Origin of the sequence: Neorhizobium sp. NCHU2750, from assembly GCF_003597675.1 — a bacterium.
In the GTDB taxonomy this organism is placed as follows: Bacteria; Pseudomonadota; Alphaproteobacteria; order Rhizobiales; family Rhizobiaceae; genus Neorhizobium.
The window spans coordinates 2833605-2855277 of the sequence record NZ_CP030827.1; the positions used below are offsets into that span (position 1 = coordinate 2833605).

A 21673-nucleotide genomic window follows, 5' to 3' on the forward strand; every position below is an offset into this window, starting at 1 on the left:
ACATCACCTGTCGGATGTCGGCGGCGTGAAGGGCGGCACGACGGCCGTCACCGTCGGCGTGCTGCGCGCCGGACGCGGATTTTGAGGCCGCGGCGCAGTCGGTGCCGGGCCGTTGCCGTCGCCGAACACTTCCTTGGCAATCGCGCCGATACCGCCGAGTGAACCGATCAGCGACGAGGCTTCGAGCGGCATCAGCACGATCTTGGAATTGTTGGCCTTGCCGATCTCGACCAGCGCCTCGGTATATTTCTGCGCCACGAAATAGTTGATCGCCTGCACGTCACCCGCAGCGATGGCCTCCGAGACGAACTGCGTCGCGCGCGCTTCGGCCTCGGCCAGACGCTCGCGCGCCTCGGCCTCGCGGAACGCCGCCTCGCGCTCGCCTTCGGCCTGCAGCACCGCCGCCTGCTTGGCGCCTTCGGCCCGCAGGATCTGCGCGTTGCGCGCACCTTCGGCCTCCAGCACCAATGCGCGCTTCTCGCGCTCGGCCTTCATCTGCCGCGCCATGGATTCGACGAGATCCTTCGGCGGCTGGATATCCTTGATCTCGATACGGGTCACCTTGATCCCCCACGGATGCACCGCCTCGTCGACCACCCTGAGCAGTCGCTCGTTGATAACGTCGCGGTTGGAGAGCAGCTCGTCGAGATCCATCGACCCCATGACGGAACGGATGTTCGTCATCGTCAGGTTCTGGATGGCGTTTTCCAGATTGGCGATCTGATAGGCCGCCTGCGCCGGATTGAGCACCTGATAGAAGGCCACCGCATCGGCCGCGACGCTGGCATTGTCCTTGGTGATGACTTCCTGCGTCGGAATGTCCAGCACCTGCTCCATCACGTTCATCCGCGCACCGATGCGCTCGATGAACGGCGTCAGGATATTGAGCCCCGGCTGCAGCGTGCGGGTATACCGCCCGAACCGCTCCACCGTATAGGCATAACCCTGCGGCACCGTCTTCACCAAGGCGAACAGCAGCAGGATCGCCAGGATCACCACCACGATCACGAAAATATCGAACCCGCCCAAGCCCATATGAGCCTCCCTTATGAATTGCTTTATATGCCGCCGATCCTATTCAACCGGGACGGCATTCACAAGCGCAGGACGATGGTCTAGAAGGCGCCGGTACCACCGGTCGCAGCCTACCCGGTCAAAACAAGGACACTGAACATGAAGACATTCGTCGTCTGCTCCGGCGGACTGGATTCCGTTTCGCTTGCCCACAGCATCGCCGCCAGGGGCGAGCTGATGGGCCTCATCTCCTTCGACTATGGCCAGCGCCACCAGAAGGAACTCGAATTCGCCGCGCTGGCAGCCAAGCACCTCGGCGTCTTCCACCAGATCATCGACATGCGCGCCATCGGCAGCCAACTGACCGGTTCGGCACTGACCGACGATCTCGACGTGCCCGATGGCCACTATGCCGAAGAGACGATGCGCATCACCGTCGTGCCGAACCGCAATGCGATCATGCTGACGATCGCCTTCGGTGTTGCCGCCGCGCGCCAGGCCGATGCGGTGGCGATCGCCGTGCATGGCGGCGACCATTTCATCTATCCCGACTGCCGCCCCGGCTTCATCGACAGTTTCGATGCCATGCAGCGCCATGCGCTGGATGGCTATGCCTCGGTCAAGCTGCTCGCCCCCTATGTCACCGGCTCCAAGGCCGATATCGTCACCGACGGCGCAAGACATGGCACGCCCTTTGCCGAAACATGGTCCTGCTACAAGGGCGGCGAGCGCCATTGCGGCCGCTGCGGCACCTGCGTCGAGCGGCGCGAGGCCTTCCACCTCGCCGGCGTCGAGGACCCTACCGATTATGCCGATCCGGACTTCTGGAAGGCCACGACCCAAGGCTTCAAGGCCCCGGAATTCAAGGCCGAGGAAGTCCGCTGATGTACCGGATCACCAAGGAATTCCACTTCTCCGCCTCGCACCAGCTGTCGCATCTGCCGGCCGACCACCAATGCGCACGCCTGCACGGCCACAACTATATCGTTGTCGTGGAACTCGCCTCAGCCGGACTGAACGATGACGGCTTCGTCCGCGACTATCACGAACTCGCACCGCTGAAGCGCTATATCGACGATCATTTCGACCATCGCCACCTGAACGAGGTTCTGGGCCACGACAAGGTGACGTCGGAATATCTGGCCAGGCATTTCTACGACTGGTGCAAGGAGCGTCTACCGGAAACGTCGGCCGTCAAGGTCAGCGAAACGCCGAAGACCTGGGCTGAATACCGCCCCGATATGTACCTCGGAGCAAGGGCATGACCTCGGCTGCGGAGATCATCCGCGTCAGCGAGATTTTTGGCCCGACCATTCAGGGCGAAGGCATGCTGATCGGTCAGCCGACCGTCTTCGTGCGCACCGGCGGCTGCGACTATCGCTGCTCATGGTGCGATACGCTGCATGCGGTCGACAGCGACTATCGCCATGACTGGAAGCCGATGGATGCCGGAACGATCTGGGATGAGGTGCGGGAGCTTTCCGGTGGAAGGCCGCTGATGGTATCGCTCTCGGGTGGCAATCCCGCCATCCAGCCGATGAAACCGCTGATCCGCCGCGGCAAGAACGACGGATACCGGTTTGCCATCGAAACCCAGGGCAGCATCGCCCGCGACTGGTTTGCCGATCTCGACGTCCTCGTACTCTCGCCGAAACCGCCGTCGAGCGGCATGGAAACCGACTGGGACAAGCTTGCCGACTGTCTGGCAGCAGCTGGCAAGGCGCCGCGTATCGCGCTGAAATTCGTCATCTTCGACGACGCCGATTATGACTTCGCCAGAGAGACATCGGGCCGCTATCCCGAACTGCCCGTCTATCTGCAGCCCGGCAACCACACGCCGCCGCCACCCGATGACGACGACGCCCGCATCGATCTCGACCGCATCATGGACCGCATGCTCTGGCTGGTCGACAAGGTAACGGCCGACCGCTGGTTTTCGGCAACCGTGCTGCCGCAGCTTCACGTCCTGCTCTGGGGCAACAAGCGGGGCGTGTGAAAGGCGCCCGACACCTTCACTCGGCGTAGATCATCTTCTTCGTCATACCGCCATCGACGGTCAGCACCTGACCGGTCACAAAACCGGCGCCGGCCAGATAGAGAACCGCATCGGCGATATCCTTCGGCCGCCCCACCCGGCCGACCGGATGCTGGGCCTCGTCTTCTTCGCTCAGCTCCGTCTCGTTGGTAATCCAGCCGGGGGCGATGGCGTTGACGCGGACCGAAGGCCCGAGGCTGACGGCAAGCGCATGGGTCAGCGCCACGACGCCACCCTTGGAGGCTGCATAAGCCTCCGAATTCGGCTCCGACATGAAGGCGCGGGTCGAGGCCATGTTGACGATCGAGCCACCACCCGCCTGCATCAGCGGCACGACTGCTCGCGTCATCAGGAAGGCCCCGGTCAGATGGCTGTCGATCACCCGCCGCCAGTCGACATAGGACATGTCGGTAATCGGCGTGCCGAGCGCATTTCCTGTCGCACCCGCATTGTTGACGAGCAGGTCGAGACGGTCCCAGCCGAGTTCCGCCACCGCGATCTCGACTGACGCCTCGTCGGCGACATCGCATTCGACGGCGCGGACATTTGCGACGGAATGGATCTTGCCGGCCATGTCGAACGAGGCGACCTCATAACCACGCGCGCCGAGCGCCTCGCAGATCCCGGTCCCGATCAGCCCCGCACCACCGGTGACGATTGCTTTCATCATGGTTGGCTCCTTTGGAATTAGCTTTCCCCAAACTCGTCGCTCATCGCGGAAAGTCCCCCTCTGGCCTGCCGGCCATCTCCCCCACAAGGGGGGAGAAAATCCGCGGCACCCGCCTGCCCAAAATGAGGATTCGGCGGTAGGCCTAGGTTAAGCCCTCCCCTTTGTGGGGAGGGTTGGGAGGGGTCTTATCCTGTATGTAACCCATCCGATCACACCCAGCCCTGCAGCTCCCGCCGCACCACCGCTTCCAGCACGTTCATGCCGTCGTCGCTGTCGTTGAGGCAGGGGATATGGACGAATTTCTCGCCGCCGTGATGCATGAAGATCTCGCCCGCCTCGCCGGCGATTTCTTCGAGCGTCTCCAGACAGTCGGAAACGAAGCCCGGATTCATGATGGCGACCCGCTTGATACCCTCGCCGGCCAGCGCCTCCATCGTCTTGTCCGTGTAGGGCTGCAGCCATTCTTCCGGGCCGAACCGCGACTGGAAGGTGATGCGCAGCTGCTTGTCGCTATAGCCGAGTTCTTCGCGCAGCAGGCGGGCCGTCTTATGGCAATGGCACGGATAGGGATCGCCCGCCTTGGCATAGGATTGCGGAATGCCGTGGAACGAGGTGATCAGAAGCTGCGGCTCCCAGTCGAGCGTCGAAAGCGTCGCCCGCACCGAATTGGCCAGCGCTGTGATATAGGCCGGATCGTCGTGATAGGGCGGCACGGTGCGCACGGCAGGCTGCCAGCGCAGCTTCATCAGATGCTCGAAGGCCTTGTCATTGACCGTCGCCGTCGTCGAGGCGGCATATTGCGGATAGAGCGGGAACAGCACGATCTTGTCGCAGCCCTTCTGCTTCAGCGCGTCGATGCGTTCGGCGATCGAAGGCTTGCCGTAACGCATGCCCCAGTCGACCACCACATCCGGCAGGTCCTTCAGCCGCTCGGCCATCTTCTCACCCTGGTTGCGGGTATAGGTGCGCAGATAGCTTTCGTTGAGATCCTTGTTCCAGATCGCCTCATAGGCCTTGCCCACCTTCTGTGGTCGCTTGTTCAACACGATGCCGTAAAGGATCGGATACCAGTAGAGCTTCGACCATTCGATGACGCGGCTGTCCGACAGGAACTCGGCCAGATAGCGCCGCATCGACCGGTAATCCGTGCCGTCGGGCGTGCCTAGATTGACCAGCAGCACCCCCACCTTGCCGAAGGATACGGAAGGGTGACCGGCAGGCGAGGCAGAAGACGAAATACTCATGAAAGCTTTCCAGACAGACGAACCATACCCATTACGGTGATGGATGAGATGCGGATCATTTAGAAACAAAAAACGGCTCGGGAAACCCCGAGCCGCCATCGTCGCTGGGACAATTTGTCCCGATCCATGATTTGTTTCTAAAATCCCGGCATTGACCGGGATCAAGATCATCACTTTGCCGGCAGGTCCAGTTCCTCGCCGACCAGAATGACATCCGGGTGGCGCAGCTTGTTGAGCCTGGCAATGTCCGTCCACTTGCCGCCATCGCCATAGGTCGTCTCGGCGATCTTCCACAGAGAATCGCCCTTCAGCACCGTATACTTGCCCGACCCCTCGACCGGCGGCGTGGGCGTGGCCGTACCTGGCAACTTGGCCGCTGGTGCGGGAGCAGGCGCCGGCGCGGTAGCGGCAGGTGCCGCCGGAGCGGCAGTGGAAGCAGCCGCCGAAGGCGCTGCAGCGGGAGCCGGCGGCGGGGGCGGCGTATAGCCGGCCGGCGTCAGGTCGGTGATGCGGCCGTCCGTATAGGGCTTGTAAGGATTATGTGCACCGAGATAATCGGCAACCGCCTGTTCGAGGTTCGGGCCGAAATCATAGGCATTCTGGGCGTTGGTCGCGAAGATCTTGTAACCGTCGCCGCCGCCGCGGACATAGTTGTTGGTGACGACGCCATAGACCTTGTTCGGATCGATCGGCACGAACTTGTCGCCCTCCTTCACCTCGACATCACTGGTGCGCGAACCGACCGGCTTGGACTTGTCGAAGGAGAACTTCATCCCCGCCACCTGCGGAAAGCGCCCTGCCCCATCATCGATCTGGCTGACACCGTTCTCCAATGCGGCAACCAGATCCGAACCCTTGATCTGGAAGGTGGCGATCGTATTCTGGAAGGGCAGCACGGTCAGCACTTCGCCCATGGTGATCTCACCGGCATCGATCGAGGCGCGCAACCCGCCGCCGTTCTGGATCGAGATCGTGATGCCCTGGTCCTTGACGCGGTCGAGCTGCGCATCGGCGAGCAGGTTGCCCATCGAGCACTCGACAGCGCGGCAGACCTTGCGGTCGCCCTCGATCGGGCTCTCGGCACTACCGACAACCTTCTTCTTCAATTCCTCGATCGGCGCCTTCAGCTCGTTGATGCGGGTGACCATCTGGGCATTGGGCTGGAACTTGGTGTCGACCGGGATCGGCTCGCCCTCGGCGCTTTTCACCACGCCATTGTCGTCGAACACGACCCTCAGGTCGCCGAGATAGCGGCTGTACTGGAACGCCTGCACCACCGGCACCTTGTAGCCGCCCGGATTATCGACCCAGGTCGGGTACGGGCCGGCAGCCCCCTTGACGGTGTTGGACAGGAGCGTGTGCGTATGCCCGCCAACGACCACGTCCACATCGGGGATCTTGGCGATATAGGCGAGGTCGCGCGGATAGCCGACATGGGTGAGCGCGATGATCTTATCGACACCCTCCGCCTTCACCGCCTTGACCGCCTCGGTGATCTTGGCGACATCGTCTGCGATCGTGATGTTCGGGCCGGGATTGGCGATTTCCGGCGTGTCATTGGTCACGGCGCCGACAATGCCGATCTTCTGGCCGCCGACTTCAAGCACCAGATAAGGCTTGATTCGGTTGCCGATCTTGGCCGCGGCCGACGGCACGACATTGGCCGTCACCACCGGAAACTGGATCTTGTCGAGAAACGTGGCGAGCACATCGTCCGAATCGTCGAATTCGTGGTTGCCGACAGTCATCGCGTCGAACTTCATCGCGTTCAGCACTTCCGCCTCGACCGCGCCCTTGTAGGTCGAATAGAATAGCGAGCCCTGGAAATTGTCGCCGGCATTGAGCAGCAACACATTCTTGTTGTCGGCCTTCAGCGCATCGCGCGTCTGGTCGATCGCGGTCAGCAACCGGGCCGCACCGCCGAAGCATTCGCCCTTGCCCTCTTCCTCGGCCGAGCAGGTGCTGTCGTATTTGTTGACGGATTCGATGCGGGAGTGTAAATCGTTGATGTGCAGGATATTGAGTTCGAAATCGGCAAATGCCGCACCGCTCGACAGCACCATGACCGATGCGGTCAAAAGCCCCAACCCTATCGTCTTCATCATCGTCTCTCTCCTTGTCTATCAAGCCCCGCAACGCGCGCGGCCGTCCCCGATCTCTCGATATCCCCGCACAACCGGGCTGACGCCACGGCGATTGTGCGGCGCATGGTTTCATCAAGCAAAATCGGTTGCAAGGCGAATATGACAAGGGCCTATCGGGCCATTTTACCCCAAAGACGCGAAAACCCCGCTGTCGCGGGGTTCCCAGGGAACGGATCATGCTGCGTCCAGCAGGTTCAGGATTTGCGGCTGAGCGAGAATTGCGCGCCGCTGTCCTGGGTGCAGTTGAGCTGGCTCGGAGTGACCAGCGCGCAGTTGACGCGCGACTGTGTCTTGCGCACCAGGGAAGTCATGTTGATCTCGACCAGCGTCGGCGAAAGGCTCGTATAGGTGCCGGATGCAAGCAGGGCGTTGCTGTCGCTGGCGCGGGTATTGAACGTGCCGCCCTGGAAGGTCGAGACGATGCCGTTCGGATCGACCCAGGACCCTTCGACACCCTGCGGCTGGGGTGCCATGGCGACCTGGCGCGGCGGTGGCGAGGTCACGCAGGCACTCAGACTGGCGGCGGCGATGAGCGCAAAGCCCAATTTCAGTTTCATGATCTATCTCCCGCGGTAAGCTCGGTCATGCTGATCCTGACCATGGCGCCCCGCTACATGTATGGCAAGCTGTGAACTTGGCTAGATATGGCACAGGAAGCTTACATGCAAAACGCCCGCCTATGCGGCGGGCGTTGCAATATTGCACAATTTTCTGGGACCTGATGCCTTAGCGCACCAGGATGTTGCGGAACTGCCAGGCATCCTTCTCGTCGATATCGTCCGGGAACAGGCCCGGACGGCCTTCGAGCGGGGTCCAGTCGGTATAATGGCCTTCGACCGGGCCGAGATAGGGCATCTGCACTTCGAGGCAACGCTTGTAGTCGACCTCGTCGGCTTCGACGATGCCGGCCTTCGGATTTTCCAGCGCCCAGACCATGCCGGCGAGAACCGCCGAGGTCACCTGCAGGCCGGTGGCGTTCTGGTAAGGTGCGATACGGCGAGTTTCCTCAAGCGACAGGCGCGAACCGAACCAATAAGCGTTCTTCTCGTGGCCGTAGAGCAGCACGCCGAGTTCATCGACGCCGTCTTCCAGTTCATGCTCGTCGAGAACGTGCAGCACCGGCTGCGGCTTGCCGCCATTGCCGAACATTTCATGCAGCGACAGAACCGCATCATTGGCCGGATGGTAGGCATAGTGGCAGGTCGGACGGAAAGTGACTTCGCCGTCCTTGTCGCGGACGGTGAAATAGTCGGCGATCGAGATCGACTCGTTATGGGTGACGAGGAAGCCGTATTGCGGGCCGGGCGTCGGGCACCAGGTGCGAACGCGCGTATTGGCGCCCGGCTGTTCCAGATAGATGGCGGCCTGGCAGCCCTTCTTGTGCTTCTTGGCGTTCTTCGGCATCCAGTTTTCATGCGTGCCCCAGCCGAGTTCGGCCGGCTGCAGACCTTCCGAGATGAAGCCTTCGACCGACCACGTGTTCCAGAATACGTTGAGCGGCTTCGGATGCTTGGCCCGCTGCGTGTCGCGCTCGGCGATATGGACGCCCTTGACGCCGAGCTTCTTCATCAGCTTGGCCCAGCCTTCGCGGTCGTTCTGATCCGGCTCGTCGAACTTCAGGCCGGTGTCGTTGGCAAGGTTGACCAGTGCCTGCTTGACGAACCACGAGACCATGCCCGGATTGGCGCCGCAGGTGGAAACCGCGGTCGTGCCGCCGGGGTTCTTCTTCTTCTCGTGGCGCACGGTCTCACGCAGCGCATAATTGGTGCGCTCGGAATTCTTCATGCCCTTGTCGAAATAGAAGCCGAGCCACGGCTCGACGACCGTGTCGATATAGAGAACGTCGAGCTTGCGGCAGAGCTTGATCAGGTCGAGCGAAGACGTGTCGACCGACAGGTTGACGCAGAAGCCCTGCCCGCCCTTGCCGTCGTCGAGCAGCGACTTCAGTAGGTCCTTGTAGTTTTCCTTGGTCACGTATTCCTTGACGTGACGTACGCCGTGCTTGGCAAGGATTTCCATGTCGGCGGCATCTTCGCGCGGGTCGATGACCACCATCCGGCTCTTGTCGAACTTGAAATGACGTTCGATCAGCGGCAGCGTGCCGCGGCCGATCGAACCGAAACCGATCATCACGATCGGACCGGTAATTTCGGCATAAACCGGGTAATTGGTATCCGACATGTCATACTCCCTGTGAATGGACTTCTCTTGCACAACCGCTGCCGGTTTTCTCCGGCCTAACGGTCGTGTGTAACGCCCGTTTGATTGCGCGGCCTAGATCATAAAACTTCGTCACAATAAAGGGTTTGTTCCGCGAAGACGGCAAGCCCAAGGCACTATTCCGCCAAACTCTTAACGGCTTCTGCCCGGCGAAGCATCGCAACGATCTCCGACCGCTTTTCAGTGAGCCCCTTGTAGGCAACTTCGTCATCCGACATCGCCTCCAGCTGCCCCGCCATGGAAGCAGAAAGTTCGGCCGCATTCGGCTGGGCAAGAATGGCGGAAACCGGATCGAGATAGATGCGGATCGTAAACAGGATGTCGCCGGAAACCGGCAGCTTGCGCAAGGTCTGCCGCTCCACCCGGATGAAGGCCTTTTCGGCCGCCACGCCACGCTTTTCCTCCGGCGATTTGGCGTAAGGGTGATACAGCGAATAGGACCAGTTCATCGACCAGTTCCAGCGCACGACCAGGCGTCCGGGCGCAAGATTATCGAACATCCGGTTAATCAGCCCGGCATTGCGGCTGCCGCCCTGAAAACCCGGTACATGCGCGTGGATCTCATCCATCGGCAGGCCGAATTTTTCCGAAAGGCGCCATGACGACGGAAAGGCAAGGAAAGCGGCGGCAATTCGCCAGCCATTGTCGCCCCTGCGCATGATGACCAGATCGTCCTGTACGAGCAGCCCGGCGCGATGGAGCGGCATCATGTCGCCATCGGCAATATCCGTCTCGACACCGGCAACCGCCATGCAGGTGCCCTCAAGACAGTAGTGGTCGGGATGATGCGCCGGCAGGTAGTCCAAAAGCAGGTCGAGAACCTCCTGCTGTGCCGCCTCAGTGCCCGGCTCCGCCCTCAGCACAAGCTCGCCATGTTCGCCAGCCAGCTGCCGCTTCAACAGCACCTGCTCCGCAAGATCGTCATCCGGCTCGATCCAGCCATCCGCCTCAAGCTGCGCCAGGCCGATAGTGAACGGCTTCGACGATCCGTCATAGGGGGTGTAAGTCAGCGAAGGATGGGAGGGGACTGCAATGCTCTCGGGCCGATCATGCGCGGTTTGATCACGCGCGGTTTGGTCATGGGAAGGTGCGGGAACGGACATCGGGCGCGGCATCTCCTGTTTGCCGCAGTCTGAGTGCAAGCCATCGCCTTTTCAACCCGCCACCTGCCAGCCAAGCGGCATTTGTGACAATCAGCCGGCAAGTTGCGCGCGGATCAGGCCCCTCAGCGAATTGCCGACATAGATTGCACGGCCGGCCTTCGTCGCCTCTTCGAGATCGGCTGGCATCAGCACCGCTCCTTTCGCCCGCCTTTCGCGGATTAGATCGGCCCTCAGCACACCGGGCAGGATGCCGCTGGTAATCGGCGGCGTCAAAAGCATGCCTTCGGCATCCTCGACGAACAGATTGCTGATCGTGCCCTCGCAGAGTTCTCCGCGCTCGTTGGTGAGCAGAACCTCGTCCGCGTCCTCGGCGGGAAACTCGGCCCGCGCAGCCTCATAGGGCTCGCGCCGGGACGTCTTGTGACGATAGAGCGGATCGTCGGACTTGAGCTTCGTCTTGCCGACCCGGATCTTCCAGATCGTCTCCTCACCTTGTGGCGTAAAGGGCGTCGCCGTGATCTCGATCTTGCCGCGAAACGACATGACCAGCCGGACGCGCAGCGGCTCGTCGCCACTGACCGCATCCTTCAGGTCCCGCTCGATGTTTGCCGGCTGGCGAAAGCCGAGCGCGTCGGCCGAACGGGCAAGCCGCCGGCGATGCTGGTCCAATCGCAGAAACCCGTCATCCGGCATCCATCGCATCGTCTCGATCAACGAGAAATCCATTGGTCTCCCACCGCAAATCGCGCCTTGAGCAGGCACTCCTGATATTCCGCCTCAGCCATCGAATCGAAGACGATGCCGCCGCCGACATTGAAAACCGCGCGCCCACCGGAGAAAAGAGAGAGCGTGCGGATAGCCACCGAAAATCGCATCGGCCCGTCAGGATCGCACCAGCCGATCGCCCCGCAATAGACATCCCGCGGCCCTGCCTCGAGCTTGTGCAGAATGTTCATGGCGCTGAGCTTCGGCGCGCCCGTGATCGACCCGCAGGGAAACAGCGCCCGCATGATCTCCGGCAGCCCCGCCTCGGCCAACAGTTTCGCCCGCACATGGCTGACCATCTGATGCACGGTCGGGTAGGTCTCGATATCGAAGAGTTTCGGCACCGAGAGCGTGCCGGTCTCGCTGATCCGCGAAATGTCGTTGCGCAGGAGGTCGACGATCATCCGGTTTTCGGCCAGCGTCTTCTCGTCAGCAAGCATCGCCTTCTTGATCGCTTCGTCCTCCGAGGACGAGGCGCCCCGCGCCGCCGTCCCCTTCATCGGATGCGTCTCGATCCACCCCTCTTCGTCGACGGAGAAGAACAGTTCCGGCGAACGCGAGACGATCGCCGGCCCGCCGAGCTCGACAAGCGCTCCGTAGCGCACCGGCTGACGGGCGATCAGCGAATGAAACAGCGCGCGCGGATCCCCTTGCCAGCACGCCTCGATCGGCATGGTCAGATTGCCCTGAAAACAGTCACCCCTGCGCAGGTGGTCGTGCAGCACGGCAAAACGCTCGGCATAGGCCTGTTCGCTCCACAGGGCGCGCGGCGCGCTCAGCGCAGCAGGCATGCCCCCGTCGTCGAACGACGGCGCGCCAACCGCCCTTTCCTCGCAGGGTGCATCAAACACGCCCATGCAGACGAGCGGGGTCTCGCGCCCGGACGGCGCAAGCGGAATGAGTTTTTCCTCGAAGGCAAACCCGGCTTCATAGGAGAGATAACCGGCCAGCCACCTGCCCGAGCGCCTGTACTCTTCGAGCCTGCGTAAGGCCGGCAGAACCTCATTCACCCTTCGCGCCACCACGAGCTCGGTCGGAGCGGAAAACACCAGCGCTCTGCCGGCGAGATCGTCGCGAAACAGGATATAGGGAGACGTAAGCCGATCCATGTCCTCCGCCTGCCTCCCCCCGCAAGATCGCACTTCAATGCGAAAGCGCTAAACAAGCCGCGCCATTAACATCATGGCTGCGACGTTAGAAGCATCATTTACGAAATCGGCTGACGCCCTTCGGACGGTCAGCTGTCATGGCGGAAGCTGCGTAGGTGATCGACCAGCGCCCGCAGTTTCGGTGCCATGTTTCGTCGACTTGGATAATAGAGATAAAAACCGGGAAAACTTGGGCAGAACGGCTCCAGCACTGGCACCAATTCGCCCCGATCGATCGCGGATCGGAACGTGTCTTCCATGCCAAAGCTAATCCCTGCACCGGCAACCGCCAGCTTGACCATTAGCGCCATGTCCGTTGTCGTGATCGTGTCGGCGACCGCCACCGAGAATTCCCGGCCATCTTCCGCGAACTCCCAGCGGTAAGGCGCAACACCAACGGCCTTTCGCCAGCCGATGCAACGGCGCGTGGCGAGTTCGACAGGATGCTCAGGCGCTCCGAACCGATCGAGATAGACCGGCGATGCAACGGCAATCTGTCTCTGAGCGCCCGAAACCGGCACGGCGATCATGTCCTGCGCTATCACTTCACCGAGCCGCACACCGGCATCATAGCCTTCCGCGACGATATCGAATTCCTCGTCGGTGACGGTGATATGCAGCCTGACCTCCGAATTGACATCGACAAAAGACGCAATCAGCGGACCGGACAGAAAACCTTCGGCGATCGACGAGACGGCAAGCCGCAATTGCCCCCGCGGCCTCCCGCCAAGCTGCCCGGCGGCATCGACCGCACCTTGCATCTCGGCCAGAGCGGGCGCGATCTCCGAAAACAGCCGCTCGCCCGCTTCCGTCAGCGCCACGCTGCGGGTGGTGCGGCTGACAAGCGCGATACCGAGCGTCTCCTCCAGCTTTCGGATCGTCTGGCTGACGGCCGAACGCGTAACACCCAGCCGATCGGCCGCAGCACGAAAACTGCGCTTTTCGGCCACGATCGAAAATACGGAAAGCGCATTAAAGTCCGGCAACATTGGTTAGATCTGCTTACCTTTGAATGAACAAAAAGACGGCTTATCGCGACAATGCCCAAAGCCTACCTTCCTGGCAACCGCAATCCCGCGGACATTTGCAGGGAGTTCGTCATGGACAAGGTTGTTCTCATCACCGGCGCATCGAGCGGCATCGGCGTCGGTATAGCTCGCGAACTGGCGAAAGCCGGCGCAACCGTCGTGCTCGGCGCCCGACGCACCGACAGGCTGGAAGCTGTGGCCGCCGACATACGGGCGGAAGGCGGCAAGGCCATGACCCGCAGGCTCGACGTCACCGACCGCGCCGATGTCTCGGCGTTTGCCGACGCGGCGCGAGAGGAATTCGGACGCGTCGACGTCATCGTCAACAACGCCGGCGTGATGCCGTTATCGCCGATGGCATCGATGAAGGTCGACGAATGGGACCGCATGGTCGATGTCAACATCAAGGGCGTACTCTATGGCATCGCTGCAGTTCTGTCGGAAATGACGACCCGCGGCTCCGGCCATATCATCAACATCGCATCCATCGGTGCTTTGCGAGTATCGCCGACCGCAGCAGTCTATTGCGCCACCAAATATGCCGTCCGGGCGATATCCGATGGCTTGCGGCAGGAAAATGACCGGCTGCGTGTCACCTGCATCCACCCGGGCGTGGTTGAGAGCGAGCTCGCCAAGACGATCACCGATCCCGCCGCAGCCGAAGGCATGAAGACATGGCGCGCCATAGCGCTGACCCCGGATGCGATAGGCCGCGCCGTACGCTTTGCCATTCAGCAGCCCGAGGATGTCGACGTCAGCGAGATCGTCATACGTCCCACCCGGTCGCCGCATTGAACGGTCGATCACAGGGAATACGACCATGAGTAGGCCACTTCTCATCATCGTCGGCACGATCATCCTCGCCGCTGCCTCCGTCGGCGCGGCGGTCCATCTTGCAAAAGCAGAGGAAACCATGAGCAACGAACAGCAGATAGACACCCATCCCTATCTCGGAATGTGGGTCACCGGTGATGGCCATATCCGCCAGGAACTCCTGCCCTCGGGGCGATATGACGAGGCGCGCGGCAGCCGCAGCAGCGCCTATCAGGGCCGCTACGAGATACGCGGAGACCATATCGACTACTGGGACGACACCGGCTTCACCGCGGACGGAACATTCGTGGACGCGGACACACTGCATCACGGCGGCATGATCTTCCATCGGAAGAGATAAGACCGCAATCCTTTGATGATGGTGAAGGTGGGTGACCTCAGGCCACCCCGACCCTGAGCAGATCGTGGAAATGCACGATGCCGACGGGCCGCTTGTCTGCGTCCACCACCAGCAGCGCACCGATGCTGTGCTTGTTGAGGATCGCCATCGCCGCGGTCGCGAGCGTCTCCTTGCCGACAGTCTTTGGATTGACGGTCATCACGTCATCCACACACATGGCACCGAGATTGTTGTCGAGATGGCGGGCAAGATCGCCGTCTGTCACCACGCCGCAAAGGCGCCCTTCGTCATCGACCACGCCGACGCAGCCGAACCGCTTGGCCGACAGCTCGTGGATAGCCGCCGACATCGGGCATCCCTTGGAAACCAGTGGCAGCTGATCCCCCACATGCATGAGGTCGCTGACGTGAGACAGCATCGCGCCGAGCTTGCCGCCGGGATGGTAGACACGGAAATCGGCTGCGGAAAATCCGCGTGCCTCCAGAAGTGCCACGGCCAGCGCATCACCGAGCGCAAGCTGCATCAGCGTCGATGTCGTCGGCGCCAGCCCATGCGGGCAAGCTTCCTGGGCCTTTGGCAGAAGCAATACGATATCCGCCTCGCGTGCCAAGGTCGAAGTCTCGCCGGACGTCATGGCAATCAGCGGGATCGAGTAGCGGCGCGTAAATGACACCAGCCCCTGAAGCTCTGCGGTCTCGCCGCTCCAGGAGAGGGCCAACACCACGTCGCTCGCCGTGATCATGCCGAGATCACCGTGATTGGCCTCAACCGGATGGACGAAGAAGGATGGCGTTCCGGTGGATGCGAGGCTGGCGGAAATCTTGCGTCCGACATGGCCACTCTTGCCGACGCCGGTGATGACCACCCGCCCCTCGATCGTGCCGATCAGCTCGACGGCCTTGCGAAAACAGGCACCGAGCCCGTCCTGCAGCGCCGCATCCAATGCGGCAAGCCCTTGCTGGCCATAAGAAACAGTCCGCAGGGCGGACTCCACGACGTCATGTTCGACGAGTTGTAAAGCGCGCTTGATCATGGCCGAAGGCTTAGTCCTTTTGGGAAATCAAGTCCATTGGCATTATTGACTACAGGTTACCCCGTCCACCGCTGTTCCATTTCCTCACCAGATCGTCGACGGCCGTGTTGACCATTTTGCAGGCCATCTTCGAGCCGGCAACCATCGATGGTATTCTTCAGTTCCGAATCACGACCAACACGTTCAAGGGCAGATATCGAAAGGCTTGCCGTCATGCCTTTACCACCTGTTAACCATAAACTAACCCTTCTGCCCTAGGATGCCGGCAAGCGCCCGAAAGCATGGAAAATCATTATCTCTCATGCACTTACCATATAGGTGGCTGTGGAGGAAAGATGACGGCGAACATGCATTCGGGCAGAGATCTGAGCTTGCCGGGCATTTGATGAAGAACATCCTACAGACAGGTGCGACCCGACAGGGGCGACGGACGACCATCGGTGTCGTCGCCGCACTGGCATCCCTGTCTGCAGCCTGCAACGTCGCGGCCCAGAGCCTCCCGTCGTCCGGCTCAAGCACGCTCCCCGCTCTCTCAGACAGCCAGTTCGGCACGGCCGGCACGACAACCATCACGCAGGGCGCGGCCACCGCCGATCCTTCAGCCATAACGGACCAGTCAGACCCGACGCTCGATCCGACCGGCATCGCCACGGCCGATCCGAGTGCATCTGCCGTTCGCACCAACGCCAGCACCGCCGCCAGAGCAGCCCAGCGGAATGCCGATGGCGCACTGGACACCACCCAGCCCTATGAGGAAGACCTCAACCAGCCTGCCGATGAGGCGATCGATCAGGGCACGACGCCGATCGGGCGGCCGGAATGGGAAGAGCAGCGCGCCTCGACCGATGACGCGCCCGGCATTCCTCTGGGCACCTTTCGCCTCAGGCCCACGGTCAGCCAGAGCATCAATACCGAAGTCACCCACGACAGCGGCTACAAGGAAACGCGTAACTTCCTGGCCACGGGCATTCGCGGCACGCTTTCCTCGGACTGGTCCCGCCACGCGCTGACCGTCACCGGCGACGGCGTTTTCCAGCGCAACATCAACGGCAGCCAGAACGATACGGAACCGCACGCCAACATCGAGGCAGACCTGCGCCTTGACCTTGCCGACCACACGACGGGCCATGTGATCGGTCGCTACAATTTCCAGCGAGAGGATGTTTCGGATCCGAACGCCATCGGCGACGCGTCCGAGCAGGCCGGCGTGCACGAATTCGGCGGCGAGGCTTCGATCGAAAGAGAAGCGGGTCGCATTCGTGGCCTCGCGGCGATCGGCGCAAGCCGGCAGGTCTATACCGATGCCAAACTCGCCGACGGCACGGTGCTGAGCATGAAGGACCGCGACCGCACCGGCATCGATGGCCGTCTGCGCCTCGGCTACGAACTCTCACCCGCCATCATTCCCTTTGCCGAAATCGCCATGGGCCATACAGTCTATGACCGGCGCCGCGACGATTCGGGCTATGAACGATCGTCCAACAACTATGCCGGCCGCGCCGGCGTGGCATTCGATTTTGGTGAGAAGCTTAGTGGCGAACTCGCTGCCGGCTACCAGCACGTCGCCTATGAAGATCCGCGCCTGAAAGCTGTCGATGGCCTGACACTGGATGGCAAGGCCAACTGGTCGCCGCATCGCGGCACCGATGTCAGCTTCGGGCTGCGCACTACAGTCCAAGATTCCACCACGCCCGGCGAAAGCGGCTGGGCCGAATACCAGTTGAGTTCCGTCCTCGCTCACCAGATGCGCGACCATCTCGTCGCCCGTCTCACCGGCAGCACGACATATCGCGACTTCGGCAATGGCGGCGAGGATAACGTCACGTGGATCGCCGGCACCGGCCTCACATGGAGCATCAGCCGCTATGTCGAACTGACCGGCGACGTCGAATATGAACGCACGACGGGCGGCGGCTCCGATCAGGGTATCCTGCGCGCCGGCGTCGGCCTTGCGGTGAAACGATGATCACTTTTCCGTGATATTCGGATTGCAATACAAGCATGGATACCTAAGGCGGACCAATAACTTTGCACTCAATTTGAGCAGATGCATAAGAGGCAGCTTAATTTCTCGGGCCAATATGCCGCATAGTGTCCTTACTTGACAGAGGCACGAACGATTGTTTCGCCGCCCCATCACAACCGATACTTTTGCCATGTCTCAAACGCAAAGGTAGCAAGCCATTTTTCGAAGCCGCGATCCGCTTTAACCGGTGGAGTATTCACAATTGCAGCGAAAACCCTCTTCCAACTGTGAGCAACTGCAACATATAGCGGATTCAGACGGCACATTTTTGCCGCAATGCAGCATTGCCGCATGGCGTAAGTTTGAGGTTCCAAATTGGCTAGTCCCATCACCAGCAGCACAAAGGCCGGAGGCGCCCAGCCGTCCGGCACCGGTGCCAACAACTATCAGTTCGCTCTTGTCGCCCTGACGTCGCTCTTCTTCATGTGGGGCTTCATCACCTGCCTGAACGACATCCTGATCCCGCATCTGAAGAACGTCTTCTCGCTGAACTACACGCAGTCCATGCTGATTCAGCTCTGCTTCTTCGGTGCCTACTTCATCGTCTCGCTGCCCGCCGGCGCGCTGGTCAAGCGCATCAGCTACAAGTGGGGCATCGTCGTCGGCCTGCTGATCGCCGCACTCGGTTGCGCGCTCTTCATTCCGGCCGCCAGCTACCGCGTCTACGGGCTGTTTCTCGGCGCGCTCTTCGTTCTCGCCGCCGGCGTAACGGTGCTGCAGGTCGCAGCCAACCCCTACGTCACCGAGCTTGGTGCACCTGAAACCGCAGCCAGCCGTCTGACCCTCACCCAGGCCTTCAACTCGCTCGGCACCACAATTGCCCCGCTGTTCGGCGCCTTCCTGATCCTGTCGGCAGCCACGGGCGACATCGCCACAGCAACTGGCCAGCAGCTGGAAACCCTGCGCCTGGAAGAAGCCGACTCCGTCCGCTTCCCCTACATGATCCTCGCCATCGCCTTCCTGGTCCTGTCGGCGATCTTTGCTGCACTCAAGCTTCCCCATATCGAGGAAGAGGAAGTATCCTCCGAAGGCGGCGAACGTGCCTCCGCATGGTCCTACCGGCACCTCATCCTCGGCGCGGTCGGCATCTTCGTCTATGTCGGCGGTGAAGTCTCGGTCGGCAGCTTCCTGGTAAACTATCTGCACGAACCGTCCATCGCCGGCCTGCCGGAATCCGAAGCCGCCCACTACGTCTCCTATTTCTGGGGTGGCGCAATGGTCGGACGTTTCATCGGCGCCTATGCCATGCGCTATATCGCCGATGGCAAGGCACTGGCCTTCAACGCCCTCCTGGCTGCGATCCTGCTTCTGGTCACCGTCTTCACCGGCGGCAAGCTTGCCATGTGGGCAGTGCTGGCAGTCGGCCTGTTCAACTCGATCATGTTCCCGACGATCTTCAGCCTGGCGCTGAAGGGCCTCGGCCGCCATACCAGCCAGGGCTCGGGCATCCTGTGCCTGGCAATCGTCGGCGGCGCCATCATCCCGGTGATCATGGGCGCCCTGGCTGATGCGTTCACCATCCACATGGCATTCCTGATGCCGGTCCTGTGCTACATCTACATCTTCTATTACGGTCTCAAGGGCCACAAGGTGGTCTGAGACCGAAGACAGGACGGGCAGGTCCCCGCCCGCCCAATAGGAAAAGCCCCCGCGGATGCCGCGGGGGCTTTTCTGTTTCGGGATATCGGTCTCGTTATTTCAGCTTGGCGGCCAGCGCCTTCAAGGGACCTTCGATCGCCGGACGAATGTCCGCACGCTGTAGCGCGAAAGCAAGGTTGGCCAGAATGAAGCCGTCCTTTGCGCCGCAGTCATAGGTCTCGCCGGTGAACGGATAGGCGGCGAATTCCTGGCTCTTGGCAAGCGCCAGCATGCCGTCGGTCAACTGGATCTCGTTGCCGGCACCGCGTTCCTGGGTTTCGAGGATCTTGAAGATCTCCGGCTGCAGGATGTAGCGGCCGTTGATGAAGAAGTTCGACGGAGCAGTGCCCTTGGCCGGCTTTTCCACCATCTCGGTAATCTTGAAGCCGCCATTGCCGACGGAAGCGCCCTTGCCGACGATACCGTATTTATGGGCCTGTTCCGGATCGCATTCCTCGACGGCGAGAACGTTGCCGCCGGTATGCTCGTAGAGCTCGACCATGCCCTTGAGGCAGCTCTTTTCCGACGACATGATCATGTCGGGCAGAAGCACGGCGAAAGGCTCGTCGCCGACGATGTCGCGGGCGCACCACACGGCATGTCCAAGACCGAGCGGCACCTGCTGGCGGGTGAAGCTCGCCGTGCCGGCCTTCGGCAGGATGTGGGACAGAAGCGTCAGTTCGGCATTTTTGTTGCGCTCGCGCAGCATCTGCTCGAGTTCAAATTGGATATCGAAATAGTCTTCGATGACGCCCTTGCCACGACCGGTGACGAAGACGAAATGCTCGATACCGGCTTCGGCGGCCTCGTCGACCACATACTGGATGACCGGCTTGTCGACGACAGTCAGCATTTCCTTCGGAACGGCCTTGGTGGCCGGCAGGAAACGCGTCCCGAGCCCGGCGACCGGGAAGACTGCTTTGCGGATCTTACGCTTTTCAGACACTCATGCCTCCTGAATGCACATCATTGTGCAGAATTGAACTTTTAGGCGTCTAGCGCTCATTTGCTACCGTTTCGCAAAGGACTGCCACAAACGCGCTACCTATGGTAAAGAATTTGTTGACTCTATTCCGTTAAGACATCGTTGAGCCGCATACCAGTCACGCCATGAACGGCGAATGAAGGAACGGATAGACTACCGATGACGAATTTCCGCACCCGCTCGCGTAGCTTCGCCCTCATGCTTGCAGCAGGCCTTGCCATGGGCATGATGCCATTAGATGCCCGCGCAGACGCCGGCTTCAAGGCCTGGGTTGCAAATTTCTACCGCACAGCCGCAGAGAGCGGCATTACCCGTACGACCTATAACAAGGCTTTCGCCGGCGTGAGCGAGCCTGACCAGGAAGTGCTTGAGAAGGCGCAATTCCAGCCGGAATTCAAGACGCCGATCTGGGAATATCTCGATAGCCGCGTCAATCCCTATACCGCCCAGGTTGGCCGTCAGATGTTGTCTCGCCATGGCGCGACGCTCAACGCGATCGAGCGGCATTTCGGCGTCGATAAATATATCCTGCTCGCCATCTGGTCGATGGAATCCAATTATGGGGCAGTGCTGGACAATCCCGAGCGCATGCATCACGTGCCGCAGGCGCTGGCGACCCTTGCCTGGGCCGATCCCAAGCGGGCAAAATTCGCTCGCACCCAGCTCATCGCAGCGCTGAAGATCCTGCAATCCGGCGATGTGACGGCAAAACAGCTGACCGGCTCCTGGGCCGGCGCCATGGGCCATACCCAGTTCATCCCGACGAGCTATCTTCTCTATGCGGTCGATGCCGATGGCAACGGCAAGCGCGACATCTGGCACTCGATCCCGGACGCGCTGGCAACCTCCGCCAACCTGCTTTCGCAGAACGGCTGGACGCCCGGCAAGACCTGGGGTTACGAAGCCGTCCTGCCCTCTGGCGCCGCCAGATACGAGGGCCAGACGAAGACGCTCTCCCAATGGGCAGCACTCGGCTTTACTCGGCCGAACGGCAAGAGCTTCCCGCGCGGCTCCGACCGCGCGACGCTCAAGCTGATGGCCGGCGCCAACGGCCCCGCCTTCTTGATGATGAAGAACTTCTATACCATCAAGAAATACAACGCCGCCGACAGCTACGCATTGGCAGTCGGGCTTCTGGCCGACGAGATCGCCGGCTATGGCGGCCTGCAGCAGTCCTGGCCGCGCCCGGATGGCACGCTCGACGTCAAGGAGAAATTCGAGCTGCAATCGCGCATGAAGCAGCTCGGCTATTATGACGGCGAGATCGACGGCAATTTCGGCTCCGGCTCGAAAGCGGCGATTTCCGCCATCCAGCAGCGCCTCGGCATGCAGGCCGACGGCGAGCCGTCGCAGCGCCTACTGCGCGCCCTGCGTTGACCGACGGACGGTATGGGCGCAGGATCGTGTAGAACCATAGCCCGTCTGGATCGATGAGAATGGCTGGAT

20 protein-coding genes are annotated in these 21673 nt (G+C 61.3%); 8 read left to right on the plus strand and 12 right to left on the minus strand.

All coding sequences use genetic code 11. The annotated features are described in order from the left end of the window. Nucleotides 1-3 precede the first annotated feature (3 nt). Nucleotides 4-1035 carry an SPFH domain-containing protein gene (locus NCHU2750_RS13910; RefSeq protein WP_119941040.1) on the minus strand — a complete coding sequence of 344 codons (1032 nt, stop codon included), beginning with the start codon at nucleotides 1033-1035 and terminating at the stop codon, nucleotides 4-6. A gap of 138 nt (nucleotides 1036-1173) precedes the next feature. On the opposite strand from NCHU2750_RS13910, the gene queC reads away from it, so the two are divergent. The 3 genes from queC to queE are packed head-to-tail and all read left to right on the plus strand — an operon-like array spanning nucleotide 1174 to nucleotide 3010. Then, nucleotides 1174-1899 carry a 7-cyano-7-deazaguanine synthase QueC gene (gene queC, locus NCHU2750_RS13915; protein WP_119941041.1) on the plus strand — a complete coding sequence of 242 codons (726 nt, stop codon included), beginning with the start codon at nucleotides 1174-1176 and terminating at the stop codon, nucleotides 1897-1899. Further along, a complete protein-coding gene (queD, locus tag NCHU2750_RS13920) occupies nucleotides 1899-2279 on the plus strand; it encodes a 6-carboxytetrahydropterin synthase QueD (protein ID WP_119941042.1) in 381 nt (126 codons plus the stop codon). The genes queC and queD overlap by 1 nt, the downstream gene beginning before the upstream one ends. Beyond that, nucleotides 2276-3010 carry a 7-carboxy-7-deazaguanine synthase QueE gene (queE, locus tag NCHU2750_RS13925; protein WP_119941043.1) on the plus strand — a complete coding sequence of 245 codons (735 nt, stop codon included), beginning with the start codon at nucleotides 2276-2278 and terminating at the stop codon, nucleotides 3008-3010. The genes queD and queE overlap by 4 nt, the downstream gene beginning before the upstream one ends. Before the next feature lie 16 nt (nucleotides 3011-3026). Here queE and NCHU2750_RS13930 read toward each other — a convergent pair whose 3' ends face one another. The 9 genes from NCHU2750_RS13930 to NCHU2750_RS13970 form a co-directional block, all read right to left on the minus strand. Next, nucleotides 3027-3719, minus strand: coding sequence for an SDR family oxidoreductase (locus tag NCHU2750_RS13930; RefSeq protein ID WP_119941044.1), 693 nt, complete (start codon nucleotides 3717-3719; stop codon nucleotides 3027-3029). Between the two features lie 209 nt (nucleotides 3720-3928). Continuing rightward, nucleotides 3929-4963, minus strand: a complete 1035-nt coding sequence (hemH, locus tag NCHU2750_RS13935) for a ferrochelatase (protein ID WP_119941045.1) — start codon at nucleotides 4961-4963, stop codon at nucleotides 3929-3931. A gap of 170 nt (nucleotides 4964-5133) precedes the next feature. Continuing rightward, nucleotides 5134-7068 carry a 5'-nucleotidase C-terminal domain-containing protein gene (locus tag NCHU2750_RS13940; protein ID WP_119941046.1) on the minus strand — a complete coding sequence of 645 codons (1935 nt, stop codon included), beginning with the start codon at nucleotides 7066-7068 and terminating at the stop codon, nucleotides 5134-5136. Between the two features lie 233 nt (nucleotides 7069-7301). Next, nucleotides 7302-7664, minus strand: coding sequence for an outer membrane lipoprotein Omp10 (gene omp10, locus NCHU2750_RS13945; protein ID WP_119941047.1), 363 nt, complete (start codon nucleotides 7662-7664; stop codon nucleotides 7302-7304). A gap of 169 nt (nucleotides 7665-7833) precedes the next feature. Then, nucleotides 7834-9288, minus strand: coding sequence for a homospermidine synthase (locus NCHU2750_RS13950; protein WP_119941048.1), 1455 nt, complete (start codon nucleotides 9286-9288; stop codon nucleotides 7834-7836). 155 nt (nucleotides 9289-9443) lie between these two features. Beyond that, nucleotides 9444-10430, minus strand: coding sequence for a heme-dependent oxidative N-demethylase family protein (locus NCHU2750_RS13955; protein ID WP_119943357.1), 987 nt, complete (start codon nucleotides 10428-10430; stop codon nucleotides 9444-9446). 90 nt (nucleotides 10431-10520) lie between these two features. Continuing rightward, nucleotides 10521-11156, minus strand: a complete 636-nt coding sequence (locus tag NCHU2750_RS13960; RefSeq protein WP_119941049.1) for an aminotransferase class IV family protein — start codon at nucleotides 11154-11156, stop codon at nucleotides 10521-10523. Further along, nucleotides 11141-12304, minus strand: coding sequence for an aminodeoxychorismate synthase component I (locus NCHU2750_RS13965; protein ID WP_119941050.1), 1164 nt, complete (start codon nucleotides 12302-12304; stop codon nucleotides 11141-11143). The genes NCHU2750_RS13960 and NCHU2750_RS13965 overlap by 16 nt, the downstream gene beginning before the upstream one ends. A gap of 128 nt (nucleotides 12305-12432) precedes the next feature. Further along, complete coding sequence (locus NCHU2750_RS13970) at nucleotides 12433-13332, minus strand: LysR family transcriptional regulator (protein WP_119941051.1); 900 nt, start codon at nucleotides 13330-13332, stop codon at nucleotides 12433-12435. A 111-nt stretch (nucleotides 13333-13443) separates the two neighbouring features. On the opposite strand from NCHU2750_RS13970, the gene NCHU2750_RS13975 reads away from it, so the two are divergent. Together NCHU2750_RS13975 and NCHU2750_RS13980 are read left to right on the plus strand one after the other, a co-directional pair. Continuing rightward, a complete protein-coding gene (locus NCHU2750_RS13975; protein WP_119941052.1) occupies nucleotides 13444-14166 on the plus strand; it encodes an SDR family oxidoreductase in 723 nt (240 codons plus the stop codon). 25 nt (nucleotides 14167-14191) lie between these two features. After that, nucleotides 14192-14545, plus strand: a complete 354-nt coding sequence (locus tag NCHU2750_RS13980) for an Atu4866 domain-containing protein (RefSeq protein WP_119941053.1) — start codon at nucleotides 14192-14194, stop codon at nucleotides 14543-14545. A 37-nt stretch (nucleotides 14546-14582) separates the two neighbouring features. On the opposite strand, the gene NCHU2750_RS13985 is transcribed toward NCHU2750_RS13980, so the two are convergent. Next, a complete protein-coding gene (locus NCHU2750_RS13985; RefSeq protein ID WP_119941054.1) occupies nucleotides 14583-15578 on the minus strand; it encodes a KpsF/GutQ family sugar-phosphate isomerase in 996 nt (331 codons plus the stop codon). A 385-nt stretch (nucleotides 15579-15963) separates the two neighbouring features. Between NCHU2750_RS13985 and NCHU2750_RS13990 the strand changes: the two genes are divergently transcribed. Together NCHU2750_RS13990 and fucP are read left to right on the plus strand one after the other, a co-directional pair. After that, nucleotides 15964-17544 (plus strand): outer membrane beta-barrel protein, encoded by a 1581-nt coding sequence (locus tag NCHU2750_RS13990; RefSeq protein ID WP_162939624.1) that lies wholly within the window; start codon nucleotides 15964-15966, stop codon nucleotides 17542-17544. Between the two features lie 387 nt (nucleotides 17545-17931). Continuing rightward, nucleotides 17932-19203, plus strand: coding sequence for an L-fucose:H+ symporter permease (fucP, locus tag NCHU2750_RS13995; protein ID WP_245480410.1), 1272 nt, complete (start codon nucleotides 17932-17934; stop codon nucleotides 19201-19203). 94 nt (nucleotides 19204-19297) lie between these two features. Here fucP and galU read toward each other — a convergent pair whose 3' ends face one another. Further along, nucleotides 19298-20188, minus strand: a complete 891-nt coding sequence (galU, locus tag NCHU2750_RS14000) for a UTP--glucose-1-phosphate uridylyltransferase GalU (RefSeq protein ID WP_119941057.1) — start codon at nucleotides 20186-20188, stop codon at nucleotides 19298-19300. Between the two features lie 237 nt (nucleotides 20189-20425). Between galU and NCHU2750_RS14005 the strand changes: the two genes are divergently transcribed. Continuing rightward, the gene (locus NCHU2750_RS14005; protein WP_245480411.1) at nucleotides 20426-21604 is read left to right on the plus strand and encodes a lytic murein transglycosylase; all 1179 of its coding nucleotides are present in this window, start codon (nucleotides 20426-20428) and stop codon (nucleotides 21602-21604) included. Nucleotides 21605-21673: the final 69 nt, after the last annotated feature.